Here is a 19,012-nt window from a genome sequence, read left to right on the forward strand (position 1 = left end):
TCAGTGATAGAGAGTCAACGGTAGACAGTCAGCGCCAACGCGCCGAACAGACAGGTAAACAGGCTCAGGCGCAGCAACGCCGGATGCCAGAAAAAACGGTACAGGTCGAACCCGGACAGGAACCGGTCCAGCGCCCAGGCAAGCGCCGCCGCGATGAAAAACATCAGGGTCATGGTCGGCATGTACACGCCGTGGAAGGCGATTTCACGAGGCATGTGCAAGTCCTTGGGAATGACTGTTTGCGAACGTAGCAAGCGGTGATTGCGGATCGAGCAGCGAGGTACGGATGAAGTGCAGGTAGCTCTTCACCCGGCGCAGCGCCGAGGTATCGAAGTGCGGGGCGAAGGGTTCGTCGGTGGACTGCACACGGCTGATCGCGTGATCGACGGCGACCAGCGCGCGCTCCAGGTTGCTGCCGTTCGGTTGCAGGAACAGCCGCACCAGCGCACGCCCCATCACCCGGATCGCCTGACGCCACGGCTGGGATTCGGCATAGGCCGGATGCACCGGCAGAATCGCCTGCTCCTTGCGCAACTCGATGATCGCGTGGCCGACTTCCAGCACCACGAACATCCAGCGCAGCAAGTCCCGCTGCACTTGCGGCTGACCCGCTGCGAAGCCGTAGGCCTGGTGCACCAGATCGCGGGTACGGCTTTCGAAACTCGACGCCAGCCCCTTGAGCTTGCCGCTGATGGCGTACACCACCTGAGCACGCAGGTCCTGTTCCAGGCGACGCCACAGCCATCGGCTGTTGGGCGGCAGAATGATTGCCCCGGCCGCTGCGCACACCAGCATGCCCAGCACCATGGCGATGTAGTCGTTGATGAAGGTGTAGGGGTTATAGACCGTGAGGTTGTCCGGCACCGAACCGGTACTGAAAAAGATCAGCAAGCCCAGGCCGACGCCGACGTATTGCGGCCGCGAAGTCAGGAACGAGCCGAGTACGATCACCGGTGCGAGCATCACGCACAGCAATGGAAATCCGTCGATCCACGGGAAAATGAAAAACATCTCGACGAAGCCGATCAACGCCCCGAGCAACGTCCCGCACGCCATCTGAAAGGCCATGCGTTTCGGGTTCGGGGTGGCGGCGGACAGGCCCACGGTCGCGGCAGCAATCAGTGTCATGGTCGCGCCGCTCGGCCAGGCGGTTGCCACCCAATAGCTGCCCAATACCACCAGGATAAACGCTGCGCGTATCCCCGATGCTGCCGCTGCCATCCAGTTGGTTTGCGGGGTGAACGGCTCGTCCCAGCGCTCCCGTTCGTGACTGTGATCGGCCAGGGAGGCGTGTGTCTGCGCATAACTGTGCAGGTCGTCGACGAAGCGATAGAGCAGTTCGTACGCCGTGTGGAAGTCCAGCAGCTCGTCGTCGCTCGGTTCGCTCTCCTGAAAGATCGCCCGCAGGCTGCGCACCCGCGCCGGCAACCCTGCCTTGTAGGCACTCAGCACCGTGACCAGGCGCGCCGCATCGGCGCTGGTCAGGGCACGGCCACTGAAGCCGTCGAGCAGTTCGGCGAGGTCTTGCAAGCCCGGTTTTATCGCCGCCACGGCATGATCCGTATTGTTGCTGCGCAAACGTTCGAGCAACTGATGCAGGGCATTGAAGCGCGTGGTGATGCCCATGAACTCACTGTTCAGGCGGCTGAGTCGTCCATTGCGCCGACGCATGTGCGGGTCTTCGAACACGGTGACGCTGCGCAGCCCTTCCAGTCCGACTGCCTCGGCAATGAAGCGCACATTGCCAGCCTCGAACGCCTCGCGCTGACTGCGGCCACGCAAGCCGTCGGTGACGAACAGGGCAAACACGCCGAAGCGCTGATACAGGGCGTTGCGCATGGCGGCGCTGGCGGTTTGCGGCAGGATGGCTGCACTGATCAGTGTCGAACAGAGAATGCCCAACGAGATTTCCAGCACCCGCCAGACCGCGGCCATGAACGCGCCGTCCGGGTGGGCCAGCGCGGGCAAGCCGACCATTGCCGCGGTGTATCCGGCGAGTACGAAACCGTAGGCGCGGAAGTTGCGGCAGCGGGCGGCACCGGCCGTGCAGATACCGACCCAGATCGCCAGCGAACCGAGGAACAGCTCGGTGTTCTGCGCAAACAGGGCGATCAGCGCGACCATCACTGCCGATCCGGCCAGGGTGCCGAGAAAACGATAGAAACTCTTGGCGAACACCTGGCCGCTTTGCGGTTGCATGACGATGAACACGGTGATCATCGCCGTGCGCGGTTGCGGCAACTCCAGGCGCATGGCCAGCCACAGCGTCAGGAATGCCGCGAACAGCACCTTGAAGATGTAGACCCAGGTCACACCGTCGCTGCGTGCCCAGTCGAAGAAACCCCGACGCCATTCCAGGGAGTACAGCCAGCGCAAGGGTGCGGGCAAAGGAGTCATCAAATGCTGCTCAGTTAGAAAAGACTTGGGATGAGGGCAATCCTGTGGCGAGCGAGCTTGCTCGCGCTGGGCTGCGTAGCGGCCCCAAAATTCCGGCACCCCGTGAACATTTTGTGAGTGCTGCGCACTCAAGCGGGAGCAAGCTCCCTCGCCACAAAAGCGGGTGTGCCTGAAACAATCTGGTCACTTCAAAAGGCTCGGGGTTTTCGGCGCCTGGGTCTGTTCGGCGTTCGGTACGTCATAACCGGCACCGAGACCACCGCCCAGCGCCGTCACCAATTGCGCATGGGCACTCAAACGCGCCGCCTGAACCTGCTGCTGCACTTGCTGCTGCTTGAACAGCAGGGTCTGGGCATTGAGCACGTTGAGGTAATCGGTCAGGCCGCGCTGGTAGGCGATCATCGCGATGTCGTAGGTCCTCTGCGCAGTGGCCACCGACTCGGCGGCGAAAGCCTGTTGCTTGTCCATGGACTCGCGACGGATCAACTGGTCGGAGATGTTTTTCAACGCGTTGACCAGGGTCTGGTTGTACTTGGCCACGGCGATGTCATAACCCGCCGAGGCTTCGCCCAACTCCGAGCGCAAGCGTCCGCCATCGAAGATCGGCAAGGAAATCGCCGGACCCACGCTGTAGTTGAGTTTCTTCCCGGTCAGGAACTCCAGCGCCCCGCCGCCGGTGGCCATGTAGCCGAGGCTGCCGACCAGATCGACGTTCGGGTAGAAGCCGGCATGGGCGACATCGATGCCCCGCGCCTGCGCCGCCACTTGCCAGCGGCTGGCGACCACGTCCGGCCGTTGGCCGAGCAATTGCGCCGGCAGCGACGATGGCAGTTTCAGCGGCGCACCCAGCGACAGCGTTGGCCGCTGCAACTGCGCGCCCTCCCCCGGCCCCTTGCCGGCGAGGGCAGCGAGCTGGTTGCGGCTCAAGGCGATTTCTTCGTCGAGGGCGTCGATCTGGCGATGGGTTTCCGGCAGCGGCGTCTCGGCCTGGCTGACCTCGAAATGAGTGCCGATCCCCCCGTCCAGGCGTTTTTGCGCCAACTCAAGGATCTGCTGTTGCTGCTTCAAGGTCGCTTCGACGATATCCCGCCGGGCGTAATGCAACGACAACTCGATGTAGACCCGTACGATGTTGTCCTGCAATTCGAGCTGGGCCTGGCGCGCTTCGGCGACGCTCATGTGCGCCATGTCCACGGCGCGCTCGGTGGCATTGCTTTCACGGCCCCAAAGGTCGAGGGCATAGCTGAAACCCAGCGCCGCGTTATTGTCCCAGGTGGTGCTGTTGGCCAGCTCGCCGGGACCATAGAACTGGTCGGTAGGCCAGTTGTGACGCTTGAGGGTGGACTCGCCATTGATCTGCAGCGACTCGGCCGCTTCGGCCACGCCGGCCATGGACTTGGCCTGACGCACCCGGGCGGCGGCCATGGCCAGGGTCGGGCTGCCTTGCAGGGCGAGATCGATCCAGCGATTCAGTTGCGGGTCGCCATAGGCTTGCCACCATTGCGTGGTGGGCCAGTGCGCATCCTGCGCGGCACTCTGGATCGCTTCGTCGGTGACCAGTAAATTGGCCTCCAGCGCCTTGCCCTGCGGGGCAATACCTCCGGTTCCGATGCAGCCGCTGATTGCCAGGGTTAAAGCCAAAACACTGAGCGGCTGAAGCGCTCTGCTGATGCGACGCGGCACTGCTGCGATTTCCTGAGGTGGGGAGTTTTGCGAATTGCGCAATTCTATGGGGCGGCCTGAATGGCGATAAGCTGGGATTCCTGTGAATCTTTGTTACCGTTAACGAGATAATCCGCAAGTCGATCTTTAGTCGCCTGTAAACAAACAGAAACTTCGTGTCACAATTTGTCATTCGACGAGAGAGCACCCCATGGACACTTTGCAAAACATGCGCGCCTTCAGTTACGTGGCCGAAGCCGGCAGCTTCACCGCCGCCGCCGCGCAACTGGACACCACCACCGCCAACGTCTCGCGCGCGGTCTCCAACCTGGAAGCCCACCTGCAAACCCGCCTGCTCAATCGAACGACCCGACGCATTGCCCTGACCGAAGCCGGCAAGCGCTACCTGTTGCGCTGCGAACAGATCCTGGCCTACGTCGAAGAAGCCGAAGCCGAGGCCAGCGACGCCCACGCGCGCCCGGCCGGGCAACTGAAAGTGCACACCATGACCGGCATCGGCCAGCACTTCGTGATCGACGCCATCGCCCGCTACCGCAAGACCCACCCGGACGTGACCTTCGACCTGACCATGGCCAACCGCGTGCCGGACCTGCTCGACGAGGGCTACGACGTGTCCATCGTCCTCGCCAGCGAACTGCCGGATTCGGGTTTCGTCTCCCAGCGCCTGGGCATCACCTACAGCATCGTTTGCGCCTCGCCGGCCTACGTCAAAACCAACGGCTGCGCACAAAAACCCAGCGACCTGCTCAACCACGCCTGCCTGCGCCTGGTCAGCCCGGTGATTCCGCTGGAGAAATGGGCCTTCGACGGTCCTGATGGCCAGGAAATGGTCACCATCAACAGTTCACCCTTCCTGGTGAACTCCGCCGACGCGATGAAAACCGCGATCATCAGCGGCATGGGCGTTGGCGTCCTGCCGCTGTACGCCGCGATAGAAGGCCTGCGCAACGGCACGCTGGTGCGCGTGATGCCCAACTACCGCTCCCAGGAACTTAACCTTTATGCCATCTACCCGTCGCGCCAGTACCTGGATGCGAAGATCAAGACCTGGGTCGAGTATTTGCGTGGATCGCTGCCGGAACTGCTGGCGGCGCATCAGGCGGAATTGGCGGCGTATGAACTGAGCGGGAGTCTGGGTGGGGTTCGGGTGGCGAATTGATCCATCGGTTCAAAGCAAGATTGATCCCTTGTGGGAGCAGGCTCTCTCCCACAGTTTGAGTTGTGTACATCCTTGACGGGCAGCTCGGCTGACAGGCCGCCATCGCAGGCAAGCCAGCTCCCACAAAGATTGGGGACATCTGCAAAAACCAGGTCGGCTGGCCGGCCGCCATCGCGAGCAAGTCGGATCGCCGCACCGTCGCTCCCACAGAAGAGCAAAGGCAGGTCGGCGTACACAGACGCTCTTCACCACTCAACAGGCCGAGCGTTAGCTCGCCTGCAGCTCTTGATCTTGATCCACCCGCCCCCTCGGGAGGCTGAGCGGAGGTGTTCATCCGGGGATTGGCGCGCAGCGCCGTTCGACGCAGTCGAACTCATTGCATGTAGGTCGAAGCGAAGCCGACCGGAGGGCAATGCCCCCGGATGGATACCGCAGCGAAGGAACCCCGAGCCTCAGCGAGGGGCCGTACGTAAGGGGCGAGACCATTGGTTCCTTTGGGCTGGGCCGGCACTCCGGCGTTTGCCAAAGGGACTCGCCGTAAGGGCGAAACCATAGGTGGCCGTTACCGAAGAAACGGATATGTACACGGTCACCCACAACATGGTCGGCCCAAAGGCCGCCAAGACCTAACCAAACCGCAAACTGACAGCGCCGTCAGTTAGCCGTCACCCTCCTGACCAGCAAACAGGTTTATAAAGGAAACTACCTTACCCACCTACCGACCACCCAGCCCCGGCGCCCCACTCGCATGCGAATCCAGAAAAAATCCGCTCTGCTCGTCGCCCTTCTGATCGTCCTGGCAGCGCTGGGCCTGTGGTACGCCAACAAACCGGCCAAGGCCAAACTCGCCACCCCCACCGCCATCCCAGTGCGCGTGGTCGCCGTCGCCGAAAAAGACGTGCCGCGCTATATCAGTGGCATCGGCTCGGTGCTGTCCCTGCACAGCGTCGTGGTCCGCCCGCAAATCGACGGCATTCTCACCAAAATCATGGTCAAGGAAGGCCAACTGGTGAAAAAAGGTGACCTGCTGGCCACCATCGACGACCGGTCGATCCGCGCCAGCCTCGACCAGGCCCGGGCACAACTGGGCGAAAGCCAGGCGCAACTGCAAGTGGCGCTGGTCAACCTCAAGCGCTACAAGCTGTTGAGTGTCGACGACGGCGTGTCCAAGCAGACCTACGACCAGCAACAGGCCCTGGTCAACCAGCTCAAGGCCACCGCCCAAGGCAACCAGGCTTCGATTGACTCCGCCGAGGTACAGCTTTCCTACACACAAATTCGCTCCCCGGTCAGCGGTCGTGTCGGCATTCGTACCGTCGACGAAGGCAACTTCCTGCGCATGACCGACACCCAAGGCCTGTTCACAGTGACCCAGATCGACCCGATCGCTGTGGAATTCTCCCTGCCGCAGCAAATGCTGCCGACCTTGCAGGGTCTGATCAACGACCCACGGCACGCCCAGGTCAAGGCCTACATCGGTGCCGACACCGACGGCGAAACCGGCAACCTGCTCGGCGAAGGTCACCTGACCCTGATCGACAACCAGATCAACGCCAACACCGGCACCATCCGCGCCAAGGCCGAATTCGACAATGACGCACAGAAGCTCTGGCCGGGCCTGCTGGTGACGGTAAAGATTCAGACAGCCCTGGATAAAGATGCGCTGGTGGTGCCGCCGACAGTCGTACAACGCGGCCTCGACCAGCACTTTGTGTACCGGGTCAATGGGGACAAGGTCGAAGCCGTGCAGGTGCAGATGGTCTATCAAGGCAGCGGCCAGGACATCATCAAGGGCGTGAAGCCGGGTGATGTACTGGTCAGCGATGGTCAGTCGCGGCTCAAGCCCGGCGCTACTGTGCAAGTACTGACCGAGCCGCCTCAAGTGGTGCGATCGGAGGCCGCGCAATGAAGGGCCATGGTTCGATTTCAGCCTGGTGCATCGACCACCCGGTGGCCACGGTCCTGCTGACGTTCGCCCTGGTGCTGCTGGGTGTCATCGCGTTTCCGCGCCTGCCGGTAGCGCCGTTGCCGGAGGCAGAATTCCCGACCATCCAGGTGGCCGCGCAACTGCCCGGCGCCAGCCCGGAAACCATGGCTTCCTCGGTGGCCACGCCCCTTGAAGTGCAATTCAGTGCCATTCCCGGCGTAACCCAGATGACCTCAAGCAGTGCACTGGGTTCGACCAACCTGACCCTGCAATTCACCCTCGACAAGAGCATCGACACCGCGGCCCAGGAAGTGCAGGCGGCGATCAACACCGCCGCGGGCAAACTGCCCAAGGACATGCCGAACCTGCCGACCTGGCGCAAGGTCAACCCGGCCGACAGCCCGGTGCTGATCCTCAGCGTCAACTCCTCGCTGATGCCTGGCCCTGAGCTCAGCGACCTGACGGAAACCTTGTTGTCCCGTCAGCTCAGTCAGGTCGACGGTGTAGGCCAGGTCGTCATCACCGGTCAGCAGCGTCCGGCGATCCGTGTCCAGGTGTCCGCCGACAAACTCGCCGCCATCGGCCTGACCCTCGCGGACATTCGCCTGGCGATCCAGCAGACCAGCCTCAATCTGGCCAAGGGTGCGCTGTACGGCGAATCGAGCATTTCAACCCTGTCGACCAACGACCAGTTGTTCCACCCCGACGAATACAGCCAGTTGATCGTTTCCTACAAGGATGGTGCACCGGTTCACCTCAAGGATGTCGCGAAAGTCGTCAACGGTTCGGAAGATGCCTACGTTCAGGCGTGGGCGGGTTCGCAACCGGGTGTGAACCTGGTGATCTTCCGCCAGCCAGGCGCCAACATCGTAGAGACAGTGGATCGCATTCAGGCCGCGTTGCCGGCACTGCAGGCGATGTTGCCCGCCTCGGTGCAGGTCAAGGTGTTGATCGACCGCACCCAGACCATCCGCGCTTCGCTGCGCGAGGTGGAAATCACCTTGATGATCGCCGTGATGCTGGTGGTGGCGGTGATGGCGCTGTTCCTGCGCCAACTGTCGGCCACGCTGATCGTGTCGGCAGTGCTCGGTGTGTCGCTGATCGCCAGCTTTGCGCTGATGTACGTCATGGGCTTCAGCCTGAACAACCTCACGCTGGTGGCGATCGTGGTCGCCGTGGGCTTTGTGGTGGACGATGCGATCGTGGTGGTGGAAAACATCCACCGACATCTCGAGGCCGGCGACGGCATGCGCGAGGCGGCGATCAAGGGCGCTGGCGAGATCGGATTTACCGTGGTGTCGATCAGTTTCTCGCTGGTCGCAGCGTTCATTCCGCTGCTGTTCATGGGCGGTGTGGTCGGCCGACTGTTCAAGGAGTTCGCCCTGACCGCCACCTCTACCATTTTGATTTCGGTGGTGGTTTCGCTGACATTGGCGCCAACGCTGGCAGCGCTGTTCATGCGGGCACCGGTGCATCACGCTCATAGCAAACCGGGCTTTGGTGAACGTCTGCTGGCGTGGTACGAAAAAGGCCTGCGCCATGCCCTCGCCCACCAGAAAATGATGATCGGCGTGTTCACTTTGTCGCTGGCGCTGGCCGTTGCCGGCTACATCTTCATTCCCAAAGGTTTCTTCCCGATCCAGGACACCGGTTTCGTCCTTGGCACCACTGAAGCCGCCGCCGATATTTCCTACGGCGACATGGTGAAAAAACACCTGGCGATGGCCGAAATCGTTGCCGCCGACCCCGCTGTCGAAACCTTCTCGCACTCAGTCGGCGTCTCGGGCAGCAACCAGACCATTGCCAACGGCCGCTTCTGGATCACCCTGAAAAAACGCGGGGATCGCGACGTCTCGGCCAGCGAATTCATCGACCGGATTCGCCCACAACTGATGAAAGTCCCGGGCATCGTCCTGTACCTGCGTGCAGGGCAAGACATCAACCTCAGCTCCGGTCCCAGCCGCGCCCAGTACCAATACGTGCTCAAGAGCAACGACGGTGCGACCCTCAGCACCTGGACCCAGCGCCTGACGGAAAAACTGCGCGCCAACCCGGCGTTCCGCGACATTTCAAACGACCTGCAACTGGGCGGCAGCATCACCCACATCAGCATCGACCGCAGCGCCGCGGCACGTTTCGGCCTCACCGCCAGCGACGTCGACGAAGCCCTGTACGATGCCTTCGGTCAGCGCCAGGTCAATGAATTCCAGACCCAGATCAATCAGTACAACGTGATTCTGGAACTGGACACCAAACAGCGCGGCAAGGCCGAAAGCCTCAACTACTTCTACCTGCGCTCGCCCCTGAGCGGGGAAATGGTGCCGCTGTCGGCCCTGGCCAGGTTCGATGCGCCGACCATCGGCCCGCTGTCCATCGCCCATGACGGGATGTTTCCGGCGGCCAACCTGTCGTTCAACCTGGCCCCCGGCGTGGCGCTGGGTGATGCGGTGATCATGCTCAACCAGGCCAAGGCCGACATCGGCATGCCGACCGCCATCAGCGGTAATTTCCAGGGCGCGGCCCAGGCGTTTCAGAGTTCGCTGGCCAGCCAGCCATGGCTGATCCTGGCGGCGCTGTTGGCGGTGTACATCATTCTCGGTGTGCTCTACGAGAGCTTCGTGCACCCGCTGACGATCATTTCGACCTTGCCTTCGGCGGGCCTCGGCGCGGTGATCATGCTGTGGATCTGCGGCCAGGACTTTTCGATCATGGCGCTGATCGGGCTGGTGTTGCTGATCGGTATCGTGAAAAAGAACGGCATCCTGATGATCGACTTCGCCCTCGAAGCGCAGCGCAACGGCGGCTTGTCACCGGAAGAGGCGATCTTCAAGGCCTGCATCACGCGGTTCCGGCCGATCATCATGACCACCCTCGCCGCCCTGCTCGGCGCCCTGCCGCTGATGCTCGGCTATGGCACCGGTGCCGAGTTGCGCCAGCCCCTGGGGATCGCGGTGGTCGGCGGCTTGCTGGTGAGCCAGGCGCTGACGCTGTTCACCACGCCGGTCATATACTTGTGGCTTGAGCGGCTATTCCATCGACCTGAACCTGCGCCAGAACCGGTGCTGGCGACCACAGACTGAGGCGGGTCATGCGCGTTCTGATTATCGAAGACGAAGAAAAAACCGCGGACTATCTGCATCGCGGCCTGACGGAACAGGGTTTCACTGTGGATCTGGCCCGCGATGGCGTGGAAGGCCTGCACCTGGCGCTGGAGAGTGACTACGCGGTGATCGTCCTCGACGTGATGCTGCCGGGCCTCGACGGCTTCGGTGTGTTGCGCGCCCTGCGTGCGCGCAAGCAAACCCCGGTGATCATGCTCACCGCCCGCGAGCGTGTGGAAGATCGCATCAAGGGACTGCGCGAAGGCGCCGATGACTATCTGGGCAAACCGTTTTCCTTCCTGGAACTGGTGGCGCGCCTGCAAGCGCTGACCCGCCGCAGCGGCGGCCATGAACCGGTGCAGGTGAGCATCGCCGACCTGTGGATAGATTTGATCAGCCGCAAGGCCACCCGCGCCGGTACACGCCTGGACCTGACCGCCAAGGAGTTCTCGCTGCTCAGCGTGCTGGCCCGGCGCCAGGGTGAAATCCTCTCGAAAACCGCCATTGCCGAGATGGTCTGGGACATCAATTTCGACAGCGACGCCAACGTCGTCGAAGTCGCGATCAAACGCCTGCGGGCCAAGCTCGACGGGCCGTTCGAAGAGAAACTGCTGCACACCATTCGCGGCATGGGTTATGTGCTGGAGAGCCGTGGTGTCCAGTAACAGCATTGCCCTGCGCCTGAGCGGGATGTTCACGCTGGTGGCGCTGCTAGTGTTCTTGCTGATCGGCTGGGCGCTGTACCAGCAGGTCGACAAAGGCCTGGGCCTGCTGCCAGAAGCCGAGTTGGACGCACGCTACAGCGTGCTCGAATCCACGGTCGGCCGTTACGGCACGCCCGAGCACTGGGTGAAGATCAACAACAAGCTCAACCTGCTGAGCGAAGAAGACAAGCGCATCAGTTTCTGGATCATCAGTGGCGATCCACGCTACGAATACGGCAACCTGACCCCGCAGATCCGCGCCTTTGCCCAAGGGCCGCTGGGCACGCGCGACATGCATCTGCCGGACCACCCGTATCCGCTGAAAGTGCTGGTCAGCGAGTTCCCGGCCAAGGATCAGCGCCCTCCGCTGCGCTTTATGATCGCCATCGACACCGAAACGTTTTTCCATACCCAGCATCACCTGCTGGTCGCGCTGATCAGCCTGGCGATTGTCGGCGTGCTGCTGGCCTCGGCACTGGGTTATTGGGTGGCGCGGATCGGGCTCAAGCCGCTGATCAAACTGTCCCAGGAAGCCCAGCGCCTGGCTCCGCCGTTGCGCTCGGGACGTTTGCGATTGTCACCGTTGCCGCCGGAACTCGATCAATTCGTCAGCTCGTTCAACTCGACCCTGGAACGGGTCGAGCAGGCCTACTCGCGTCTTGAGTCGTTCAACGCCGATGTCGCCCACGAACTGCGCTCGCCACTGACCAACCTGATCGGCCAGACCCAGGTCGCGTTGACCCGCGGACGCTCCGCCGAGCATTACTTCGAAGTGCTGCAATCGAACCTCGAAGAGCTGGAGCGACTGCGTTCGATCATCAACGACATGCTGTTCCTGGCCAGCGCCGATCAGGGCAGCAAGGCGACCAAACTCACCTCGACCTCGCTGGCCGATGAGGTGGCCACGACCCTGGAATATCTGGATTTCATTCTCGAGGACGCTCAGGTTCAGGTCGAGGTCAGTGGTGACGCGCAGGTGCGGATCGAGATCGCCCATCTGCGCCGGGCATTGATCAACTTGTTGAATAATGCCGTACAGCACACCGCGCCCGGGCAGGTGATCCAGGTGCGGATCGAAGCCCAGGAGCATCAAGTCAGCATCGGCATCGCCAACCCCGGCTCGCCGATTGCCAGTGAACACCTGCCTCGCCTGTTCGAGCGTTTCTACCGGGTCGATGCCTCACGCAGCAACAGCGGCCACAATCACGGCTTGGGGCTGGCCATCGTCAAGGCGATTGCGCTGATGCATGGCGGCGATGTGTTCGTGCGCAGCGATCATGGGATGAATACCTTCGGTATCCATCTCCCGGTCTGACATACCTGCGATCTTTGCTTTTGCTGTAACAGTCCTTTCATGAATCCGCTCTTTTTCCCCTCGTCTCATATCCTTATCTTTGCCCGCACCAAACAGCACTTGCCAAGCAAGAAGGTTTCCAAGATGTCCAACAGTATGGGTATTGCCAGCGCTTTCGTTTTGTCCTCTTTGTTCCTGTCGCCATTGGCGATGGCGGAAGAATCGCAGACTTTCGTCGCGCATAACGCCGCACGTGCCGCGACGTTCGAAGAGCATCGGATCGAGATGACGGCCAAGGCTGCGCAAAACTCCCAAGCCCCGCAGGCATCCAGCATCCAGGCCGAGCCGCTGGTCGAAAAAGACAGCTGACCGGCACCGATCACTACCATTTTCAACGACACTTTTCATCGGCTCTTCCCTTTGAAAAGTTGTCTCCAAAGCCGCTGTTGTCAGCGGCTTTTTTTATAGTGGCGACTCAGCCTTCATTGCAATTTCTGCAACGAAAGTCACTGACGCCCGCGTCAACGGTCAATCGTTCGAGCAACAGGAAGGATTCACTCGGCTGCTACGTTTATGCAACTACGCTTAGAGCGTCCCTTTAGCAGACGTCAGCCCTATGACCGCAAGCCGCACCGCACATTTTCAAGGCCCGACCGGGCGACCCGAAATCATGGTGATCCTGGGCAGCACCCTGACAGTCATCTCGATCCTGTGCATCGTCACTTTCCTGCTGATCCGCGAACACGCCAACGCCCAGCAGACCGCCACCCGCAGCGCGACCACCATTGCGCAACTGATCGATGCCGACGTCCTGCGTACGGTCGAGCTCTATGACTTGACCTTGCAGGGCCTGATTGCCGCCGCCCAACGGGACGACCTTAAACAGGTTGCACCGCAGATCCGTCATCTGGTGTTGTTCGACCGCTCCACCACCACACGCTACAAGGGTGACATCCTGCTGCTGGACAAGCACGGCGACGTGCTCGCCGACTCATCATTGATCGAACCGAAACCGGGCAACTTCGCTGACCGCGATTACTTCCTGGCCCATGCCTTCAATCGCGACACCGGCATGTTTATCAGCCGGCCGTTCAAGCCACGGTGCGACTGCAATGACAGCGACGAATGGCGCATCAGTTTCAGCCGGCGCATTTCATCGCCCACGGGTGAATTCCTGGGGGTCGCGGTGGCGTCGATGCGCATGAGCTATTTCGATCAGCTGTTCAGCAGCCTCGACATCGGCAACGGCAGTACGCTGGGCATCATCAACGACGACGGGATCCTCCTGGCACAGAAACCGTACCGGGAACCCAACACCATCGGTAAAAGCCTCTCCAGCCGCCCCAACGTCGCACGCATGCTGCGCGAGCGCAGTGGCACCTTTGAAAGCGTGTCGAGTGTCGACCATCAACGGCGCCTGTACACCTTTACCCGGGTCGGCAATCTGCCGCTGACCGTCATCGTGGCCCTTTCCATCGACGAAGTGTTCGCTGCCTGGAACCGCACGGCCTACGCGATCAGCGGTGCAACAGGGGTTTTGTGCATCGGCCTGTTGTGGCTGACCTGGCTACTCTGCCGCGAGCTGCGACGGCGCCAAAATGCCGAGCAGGAATTGGCGCAACTGGCGGCCACCGATGCCTTGACGGGCGTGGCCAACCGTCGATCCCTTGACCAGACCCTGCGCCATGAATGGTTTCGCGCGCAGCGCAGCGGCAAGCCGTTGTCGTTGCTGATGATCGATGCCGATCACTTCAAGGCCTTCAATGACCGGCACGGGCATCAGGCCGGCGACGAAGCCTTGCGGGCGTTGGCCGAGGTCATCCGCGCCAATGTCCATCGCCCGGCGGATCTGGTGGCTCGTTATGGTGGCGAGGAGTTTTCAGTAGTCCTGGCTGAAACTGGCAGTGAAGGCGCGAAGCAAATCGCCGAACACATCCGCGAAGCGGTGCAGAAACTGCCACTAGTAGACCCTGGTGAGCCGCCGATGAGCGTGAGTATCGGTATTGCCACCTGGACGGCGGCCAGTGATATCAACCTGGAGCAATTGCTGTTCAGCGCGGACAAGGCGCTGTATCAGGCCAAGGAAGGGGGGCGTAACCGGGTTGTTTGTGCCAGTTGAATTCTATGCTGAATCGACTGGCCTCTTCGTCGGAACGCCGCCCGGAGCAAGCCCGCTCCCACAGGGAATCGCGGTCAACTGTGGGAGCGGGCTTGCTCGCGAAAGCGGCCTGTCAGGCAACACAAAATTCAGGGCATAAAAAAAGGCCACCCGAAGGCAGCCTTTAAAAAACTAGAGAGGTTTTTTGCTTACACCGCCGCAACCGGGCGCATGTAAGAGATTGGTGCGGTGCTGGCGTCTTCGAACGTCACGACTTCCCAGGCATCTGTCTGCTCAATCAACTTGCGCAGCAGCTGGTTGTTCAGTGCGTGGCCGGACTTGAAGCCCTTGAACTCACCAATCAGGCTATTGCCCAGCAGGTACAGGTCGCCAATTGCATCGAGGATCTTGTGCTTCACGAATTCGTCTTCATAGCGAAGGCCGTCTTCGTTCAGTACGCCATCGGCGTCGACCACGATTGCGTTTTCAACGCTGCCGCCGAGTGCAAGGTTGTGCTTGCGCAGGTACTCGATGTCACTCATGAAACCGAAAGTACGGGCGCGGCTGACTTCTTTTACGAACGAAGTGCTGGAAAAATCCACGCTTGCACTTTGGGTGCGGTCCCGGAAAACCGGGTGATCGAAATCGATCTCGAAGCTCACCTTGAACCCTTCGAAAGGGACGAAAGTGGCGCGCTTGTCGCCGTCTTCCACTGTCACTTCACGCAGGATGCGGATGAATTTCTTGGCGGCGTCCTGTTCTTCCAGGCCTGCCGATTGAATCAGGAATACGAAAGGTCCAGCGCTGCCATCCATGATCGGGACTTCGGACGCGGAGAGCTCGACGTAGGCGTTATCGATGCCCAGGCCAGCCATGGCCGAGAGCAAGTGCTCTACCGTGTCCACTTTGACGTCGCCATTGATCAGCGTGGTCGACATAGTGGTTTCACCGACGTTTTCCGCGCGGGCAGGAATCTGCACCACAGGGTCGAGGTCAGCGCGACAAAACACAATGCCAGTGTCGACAGGCGCAGGCTTGAGGGTCAGGTAGACCTTCTCCCCGGAGTGCAGGCCTACACCTGTGGCACGGATAATATTTTTCAGTGTGCGTTGTTTAATCATGGCTTGGGCCGCTTCAGCGCAAATTGCGAACTGGTATCAACAAAGGCTGGCGATGATAGCAGACCGAGCCTTTGCTGAACACCAATCACCTTCATAGCCCTGATACATTCCATCAATCGGCCTGACGACGCAGGAAAGCCGGGATGTCCAGGTAGTCCAGGTCATCTTGCGGATTCATCTTCGCGGCAGTCGCAGCACCGGCCTGGGCCTGGTTGCGCATGACGGTCGGACGGTCCAGGTCACGGTAGTTCACCGCTGGAGCTTCCTGACGAACAGGGGCCTGTTGTTGTGGCTGTGCAGCCATCGAAGTGTGAACGGTGTTGTCGATGACCTTCACAGGCTTCTCGATTTTAGCGCCCAGACCTGTGGCAACGACAGTCACGTGCAACTCGTCACGCATGTCCGGATCGATAACGGTACCGACCTTGACCATCGCGTGCTCGGAAGCGAAGGCTTCGATGATGCTACCCACGTCGGAGTACTCGCCCAGGGACAGATCCGGACCGGCGGTAATGTTTACCAGGATGCCGCGAGCGCCTTGCAGGTTCACGTCTTCCAGCAGCGGGTTGCGAATGGCCGCTTCGGTGGCCTCGCGTGCACGGTTCGGACCGCTGGCGCAGCCAGTGCCCATCATCGCCATGCCCATTTCGCTCATCACGGTACGCACGTCGGCGAAGTCGACGTTGATCATGCCCGGACGCTTGATGATGTCGGAGATACCGCGAACGGCACCGGCCAGCACATCGTCGGCCTTGGCGAAAGCCGACAGCAGGCTTGCGTCTTTACCGAGGATGGTCAGCAGCTTCTCGTTGGGAATGGTGATCAACGAGTCGACGCTTTCCGACAGCAGGCGGATGCCTTCGTCGGCGATCTGCATGCGCTTGCGACCTTCGAACGGGAACGGACGGGTTACCACCGCAACGGTGAGGATCCCCATTTCCTTGGCCACTTCGGCGATGATCGGCGCAGCACCGGTACCGGTACCACCGCCCATGCCGGTTGTGATGAACACCATATTGGTGCCCTGCAGGACTTCGGCAATGCGCTCACGGTCTTCAAGAGCGGCCTGACGACCTACTTCAGGGTTGGCGCCGGCTCCCAGGCCTTTGGTCACGCCGGTACCCAGTTGCAGGATGGTCCGCGCGCCGATGGATTTCAGCGCCTGGGCATCAGTGTTGGCGCAGATGAACTCAACGCCTTCAATGTTGCTCTTGACCATGTGGTTGACAGCGTTGCCGCCGCCACCGCCGACACCGATAACTTTGATTACCGGGCTTGCGGGGATGTTGTCTACGAGTTCGAACATTTTCCCTCTCCTTTCAATTCTCTAGTTTTTTCGCCTACTGCGTGCTTCGGTGTAACGGTATTGCGGTAAATCTTCAGAAATTGCCCTGGACCCACTTCTTCAGGCGGTCCAGCAGCGGAGCCTGCGGCTCTTCGTTGCTGTAGCTGTCGCGGCTGCCGATGCCCGAGAACGAGATGCCGTCGGACTGCTTCTGCAGGCCATACATCAACAGGCCGACGCCGGTGGAATAGATCGGGTTGCGCACCACGTCATCCAGACCTTTGACGCCGTGAGGCACGCCCAGGCGCACCGGCATGTGGAAGATTTCCTCGGCCAGCTCAGTGGCGCCTTCCATCTTCGCGGTACCGCCGGTCAGCACGATGCCGGCCGGGATCAGGTCTTCGTAGCCGCTGCGGCGCAGTTCGGCCTGGATCAGCGTGAACAGTTCGTCGTAGCGTGGCTCGACCACTTCGGCCAGGGCCTGGCGGGACAGTTCGCGCGGTGGACGGTCGCCAACGCTTGGCACCTTGATGGTTTCACCGGCACCGGCCAGCTTGGCCAGGGCGCAGGCGTAGCGGATCTTGATTTCTTCGGCGTACTGGGTCGGAGTGCGCAACGCCATGGCGATGTCGTTGGTTACCTGGTCACCGGCAATCGGGATCACTGCGGTGTGACGGATCGCGCCTTCGGTGAAGATCGCGATGTCGGTGGTGCCGCCACCGATGTCCACCAGGCACACGCCCAGCTCTTTCTCGTCATCGGTCAGTACCGAATAGGCCGAAGCCAGCTGTTCGAGAATGATGTCGTCGATTTCCAGACCGCAGCGACGCACGCATTTTTCAATGTTCTGTGCGGCGTTGACGGCGCAGGTGACCACGTGGACCTTGGCTTCCAGACGTACGCCGGACATGCCCAGAGGCTCGCGAACGCCTTCCTGGTTATCGATCACGTAATCCTGCGGCAGGGTGTGCAGCACGCGCTGGTCAGCCGGGATCGCCACGGCCTGGGCAGCGTCGAGCACACGCTCGAGGTCCGCCGAGCTGACTTCGCGATCACGAATCGCCACGATGCCGTGGGAGTTCAGGCTGCGGATGTGATTGCCGGCCACGCCGACGAACGCCGAGTGGATGCGGCAACCAGCCATCAGCTGCGCTTCTTCGATGGCGCGCTGGATCGATTGCACGGTGGACTCGATGTTCACCACCACGCCTTTTTTCAGGCCACGGGACGGATGAGTACCGATCCCGACGATTTCCAGCGTGCCGTCGTCCGCGACCTCGCCCACCAGCGCCACCACCTTGGAGGTGCCGATATCGAGACCGACGATCATTTTGCCGCTTTGCACGTTTGCCATGGGTCCTGCCTCTTCTTAATTCTTCGCGACAGCGGGTTGGGCTGCCGTGGGCGCTACAGGTTCCCGCCAGCCAACAGCGAGGCCGTTGGCGTAGCGCAGATCGATGCGCGCAATGTTCGTAATCTGTTCTTTAAGCGTCTTGTCATAGATGGCGATGAAACGGCGCATCTTTTCCACCTGGTTGCCACGTCCCAGCAGCAGTTCGATCCCGGGACCCGCGCTGCCGGGGCCGGTGGTCAGGAACCAGCTGCCGCGATCACGCAGTTCCAGGCGTGCAATCGAGAAGCCCAGCGGCCTGAGCATCTGGCTCAGCACCTGGTATTGCTGCATGACCTGCTGCTGGGCCCGCAGTGGGCCGAACAGCTGTGGCAGGTGTTCATAGTTCGCCAACTCGCGCGGCGTGAAGGCCTGGCCCTGGTTGTTCAACAGCGACTCGTCGCCCCAACGGGCCACCGGCAGTTGTTCTTCCAGGCGGATCACCACTTGATCCGGCCATACCCTGCGCACTTCGGCGTGGGCAATCCATGGCATCGTTTCCAGCTCGGTGCGCATGCTCGCCAGGTCGATGGTGAAGAAGCTCGACGCCACGTAAGGGGCGATCCGTTGCTGCACCGCTTGCTGGCTGATGTAACTCAAGTCGCCCTGCACGTTGACCTTGGTGATCGGTCGGTCGGCATACGGCAACAGCCGTGTCGCGCCTTCGTAAGTACCGAACCCCAAGGCCACCAGCAGTACCGGCCAGAACAACGCTTTGAGAAAACCGAAGTTGGCTTTCGGCAGGCGCGCGGACATCGGCTCTTTGGCCACCATTCGGCTGGCACCCCGCGGTACCGGCTTGCGGCCGGTCGGTACGGTGGGCTGATGTCTGAGCTGAGCGCCTTGCATGGCC

The 19,012-nt window shown here is 61.3% G+C and carries 14 protein-coding genes; 7 read left to right on the plus strand and 7 right to left on the minus strand.

The annotated features are described in order from the left end of the window. Nucleotides 1-14 precede the first annotated feature (14 nt). The 3 genes from ACM6IT_RS26265 to ACM6IT_RS26275 all read right to left on the minus strand — a co-directional run bounded on the left by ACM6IT_RS26265 (nucleotide 15) and on the right by ACM6IT_RS26275 (nucleotide 4,080). A complete protein-coding gene (locus ACM6IT_RS26265; protein WP_007896379.1) occupies nucleotides 15-215 on the minus strand; it encodes a DUF1656 domain-containing protein in 201 nt (66 codons plus the stop codon). After that, nucleotides 205-2,397, minus strand: coding sequence for an FUSC family protein (locus ACM6IT_RS26270; protein ID WP_414918986.1), 2,193 nt, complete (start codon nucleotides 2,395-2,397; stop codon nucleotides 205-207). The genes ACM6IT_RS26265 and ACM6IT_RS26270 overlap by 11 nt, the downstream gene beginning before the upstream one ends. A 183-nt stretch (nucleotides 2,398-2,580) precedes the next feature. Continuing rightward, entirely contained in the window at nucleotides 2,581-4,080 is a 1,500-nt protein-coding gene (locus ACM6IT_RS26275) for an efflux transporter outer membrane subunit (protein WP_414918987.1), read from the minus strand. Between the two features lie 190 nt (nucleotides 4,081-4,270). Between ACM6IT_RS26275 and ACM6IT_RS26280 the strand changes: the two genes are divergently transcribed. The 7 genes from ACM6IT_RS26280 (at nucleotide 4,271) to ACM6IT_RS26310 (ending at nucleotide 14,384) form a co-directional block, all read left to right on the plus strand. Continuing rightward, nucleotides 4,271-5,239 carry a LysR family transcriptional regulator gene (locus tag ACM6IT_RS26280; protein WP_056726206.1) on the plus strand — a complete coding sequence of 323 codons (969 nt, stop codon included), beginning with the start codon at nucleotides 4,271-4,273 and terminating at the stop codon, nucleotides 5,237-5,239. A 748-nt stretch (nucleotides 5,240-5,987) separates the two neighbouring features. Beyond that, a complete protein-coding gene (locus ACM6IT_RS26285) occupies nucleotides 5,988-7,148 on the plus strand; it encodes an efflux RND transporter periplasmic adaptor subunit (RefSeq protein ID WP_414918988.1) in 1,161 nt (386 codons plus the stop codon). After that, nucleotides 7,145-10,246, plus strand: a complete 3,102-nt coding sequence (locus tag ACM6IT_RS26290) for a multidrug efflux RND transporter permease subunit (protein ID WP_056726211.1) — start codon at nucleotides 7,145-7,147, stop codon at nucleotides 10,244-10,246. Before ACM6IT_RS26285 ends, ACM6IT_RS26290 begins: the two co-directional genes overlap by 4 nt. A gap of 8 nt (nucleotides 10,247-10,254) precedes the next feature. Continuing rightward, a complete protein-coding gene (locus ACM6IT_RS26295; RefSeq protein ID WP_056726212.1) occupies nucleotides 10,255-10,932 on the plus strand; it encodes a heavy metal response regulator transcription factor in 678 nt (225 codons plus the stop codon). Continuing rightward, nucleotides 10,922-12,286, plus strand: a complete 1,365-nt coding sequence (locus ACM6IT_RS26300) for a heavy metal sensor histidine kinase (protein ID WP_056726213.1) — start codon at nucleotides 10,922-10,924, stop codon at nucleotides 12,284-12,286. The genes ACM6IT_RS26295 and ACM6IT_RS26300 overlap by 11 nt, the downstream gene beginning before the upstream one ends. A gap of 123 nt (nucleotides 12,287-12,409) precedes the next feature. Then, complete coding sequence (locus ACM6IT_RS26305; protein ID WP_414919019.1) at nucleotides 12,410-12,634, plus strand: hypothetical protein; 225 nt, start codon at nucleotides 12,410-12,412, stop codon at nucleotides 12,632-12,634. A gap of 247 nt (nucleotides 12,635-12,881) precedes the next feature. Continuing rightward, nucleotides 12,882-14,384, plus strand: a complete 1,503-nt coding sequence (locus ACM6IT_RS26310) for a diguanylate cyclase (protein WP_414918989.1) — start codon at nucleotides 12,882-12,884, stop codon at nucleotides 14,382-14,384. A gap of 188 nt (nucleotides 14,385-14,572) precedes the next feature. Here ACM6IT_RS26310 and lpxC read toward each other — a convergent pair whose 3' ends face one another. The 4 genes from lpxC to ACM6IT_RS26330 form a co-directional block, all read right to left on the minus strand. Next, entirely contained in the window at nucleotides 14,573-15,484 is a 912-nt protein-coding gene (gene lpxC / locus ACM6IT_RS26315) for a UDP-3-O-acyl-N-acetylglucosamine deacetylase (protein WP_007916984.1), read from the minus strand. Between the two features lie 112 nt (nucleotides 15,485-15,596). After that, nucleotides 15,597-16,790: a cell division protein FtsZ gene (gene ftsZ / locus ACM6IT_RS26320; RefSeq protein WP_046041931.1), complete on the minus strand. Its 1,194-nt coding sequence runs from the start codon at nucleotides 16,788-16,790 to the stop codon at nucleotides 15,597-15,599. A 73-nt stretch (nucleotides 16,791-16,863) separates the two neighbouring features. Further along, on the minus strand, nucleotides 16,864-18,123 hold the full coding sequence (gene ftsA, locus ACM6IT_RS26325; protein WP_007972611.1) for a cell division protein FtsA: 1,260 nt from the start codon (nucleotides 18,121-18,123) through the stop codon (nucleotides 16,864-16,866). A 15-nt stretch (nucleotides 18,124-18,138) separates the two neighbouring features. After that, on the minus strand, nucleotides 18,139-19,008 hold the full coding sequence (locus ACM6IT_RS26330) for a cell division protein FtsQ/DivIB (protein WP_056726216.1): 870 nt from the start codon (nucleotides 19,006-19,008) through the stop codon (nucleotides 18,139-18,141). Nucleotides 19,009-19,012: the final 4 nt, after the last annotated feature.

The organism is Pseudomonas sp. IT-P4 (genome assembly GCF_949767755.1).
GTDB classification, from domain to species: Bacteria; Pseudomonadota; Gammaproteobacteria; order Pseudomonadales; family Pseudomonadaceae; genus Aquipseudomonas; species Aquipseudomonas monachiensis.

What these genes read in the sequence shown, in the direction of transcription:
- ACM6IT_RS26270 (WP_414918986.1), bottom strand. Translation starts at nt 2,397, where the DNA reads ATGACTCCTTTGCCCGCACCCTTGCGCTGGCTGTACTCCCTGGAATGG.
- ACM6IT_RS26295 (WP_056726212.1), top strand. Translation starts at nt 10,255, where the DNA reads ATGCGCGTTCTGATTATCGAAGACGAAGAAAAAACCGCGGACTATCTG.
- ACM6IT_RS26285 (WP_414918988.1), top strand. Translation starts at nt 5,988, where the DNA reads ATGCGAATCCAGAAAAAATCCGCTCTGCTCGTCGCCCTTCTGATCGTC.
- ACM6IT_RS26330 (WP_056726216.1), bottom strand. Translation starts at nt 19,008, where the DNA reads ATGCAAGGCGCTCAGCTCAGACATCAGCCCACCGTACCGACCGGCCGC.
- ACM6IT_RS26290 (WP_056726211.1), top strand. Translation starts at nt 7,145, where the DNA reads ATGAAGGGCCATGGTTCGATTTCAGCCTGGTGCATCGACCACCCGGTG.
- ACM6IT_RS26280 (WP_056726206.1), top strand. Translation starts at nt 4,271, where the DNA reads ATGGACACTTTGCAAAACATGCGCGCCTTCAGTTACGTGGCCGAAGCC.
- ACM6IT_RS26305 (WP_414919019.1), top strand. Translation starts at nt 12,410, where the DNA reads ATGTCCAACAGTATGGGTATTGCCAGCGCTTTCGTTTTGTCCTCTTTG.
- ACM6IT_RS26310 (WP_414918989.1), top strand. Translation starts at nt 12,882, where the DNA reads ATGACCGCAAGCCGCACCGCACATTTTCAAGGCCCGACCGGGCGACCC.
- lpxC (WP_007916984.1), bottom strand. Translation starts at nt 15,484, where the DNA reads ATGATTAAACAACGCACACTGAAAAATATTATCCGTGCCACAGGTGTA.
- ACM6IT_RS26265 (WP_007896379.1), bottom strand. Translation starts at nt 215, where the DNA reads ATGCCTCGTGAAATCGCCTTCCACGGCGTGTACATGCCGACCATGACC.
- ftsZ (WP_046041931.1), bottom strand. Translation starts at nt 16,790, where the DNA reads ATGTTCGAACTCGTAGACAACATCCCCGCAAGCCCGGTAATCAAAGTT.
- ftsA (WP_007972611.1), bottom strand. Translation starts at nt 18,123, where the DNA reads ATGGCAAACGTGCAAAGCGGCAAAATGATCGTCGGTCTCGATATCGGC.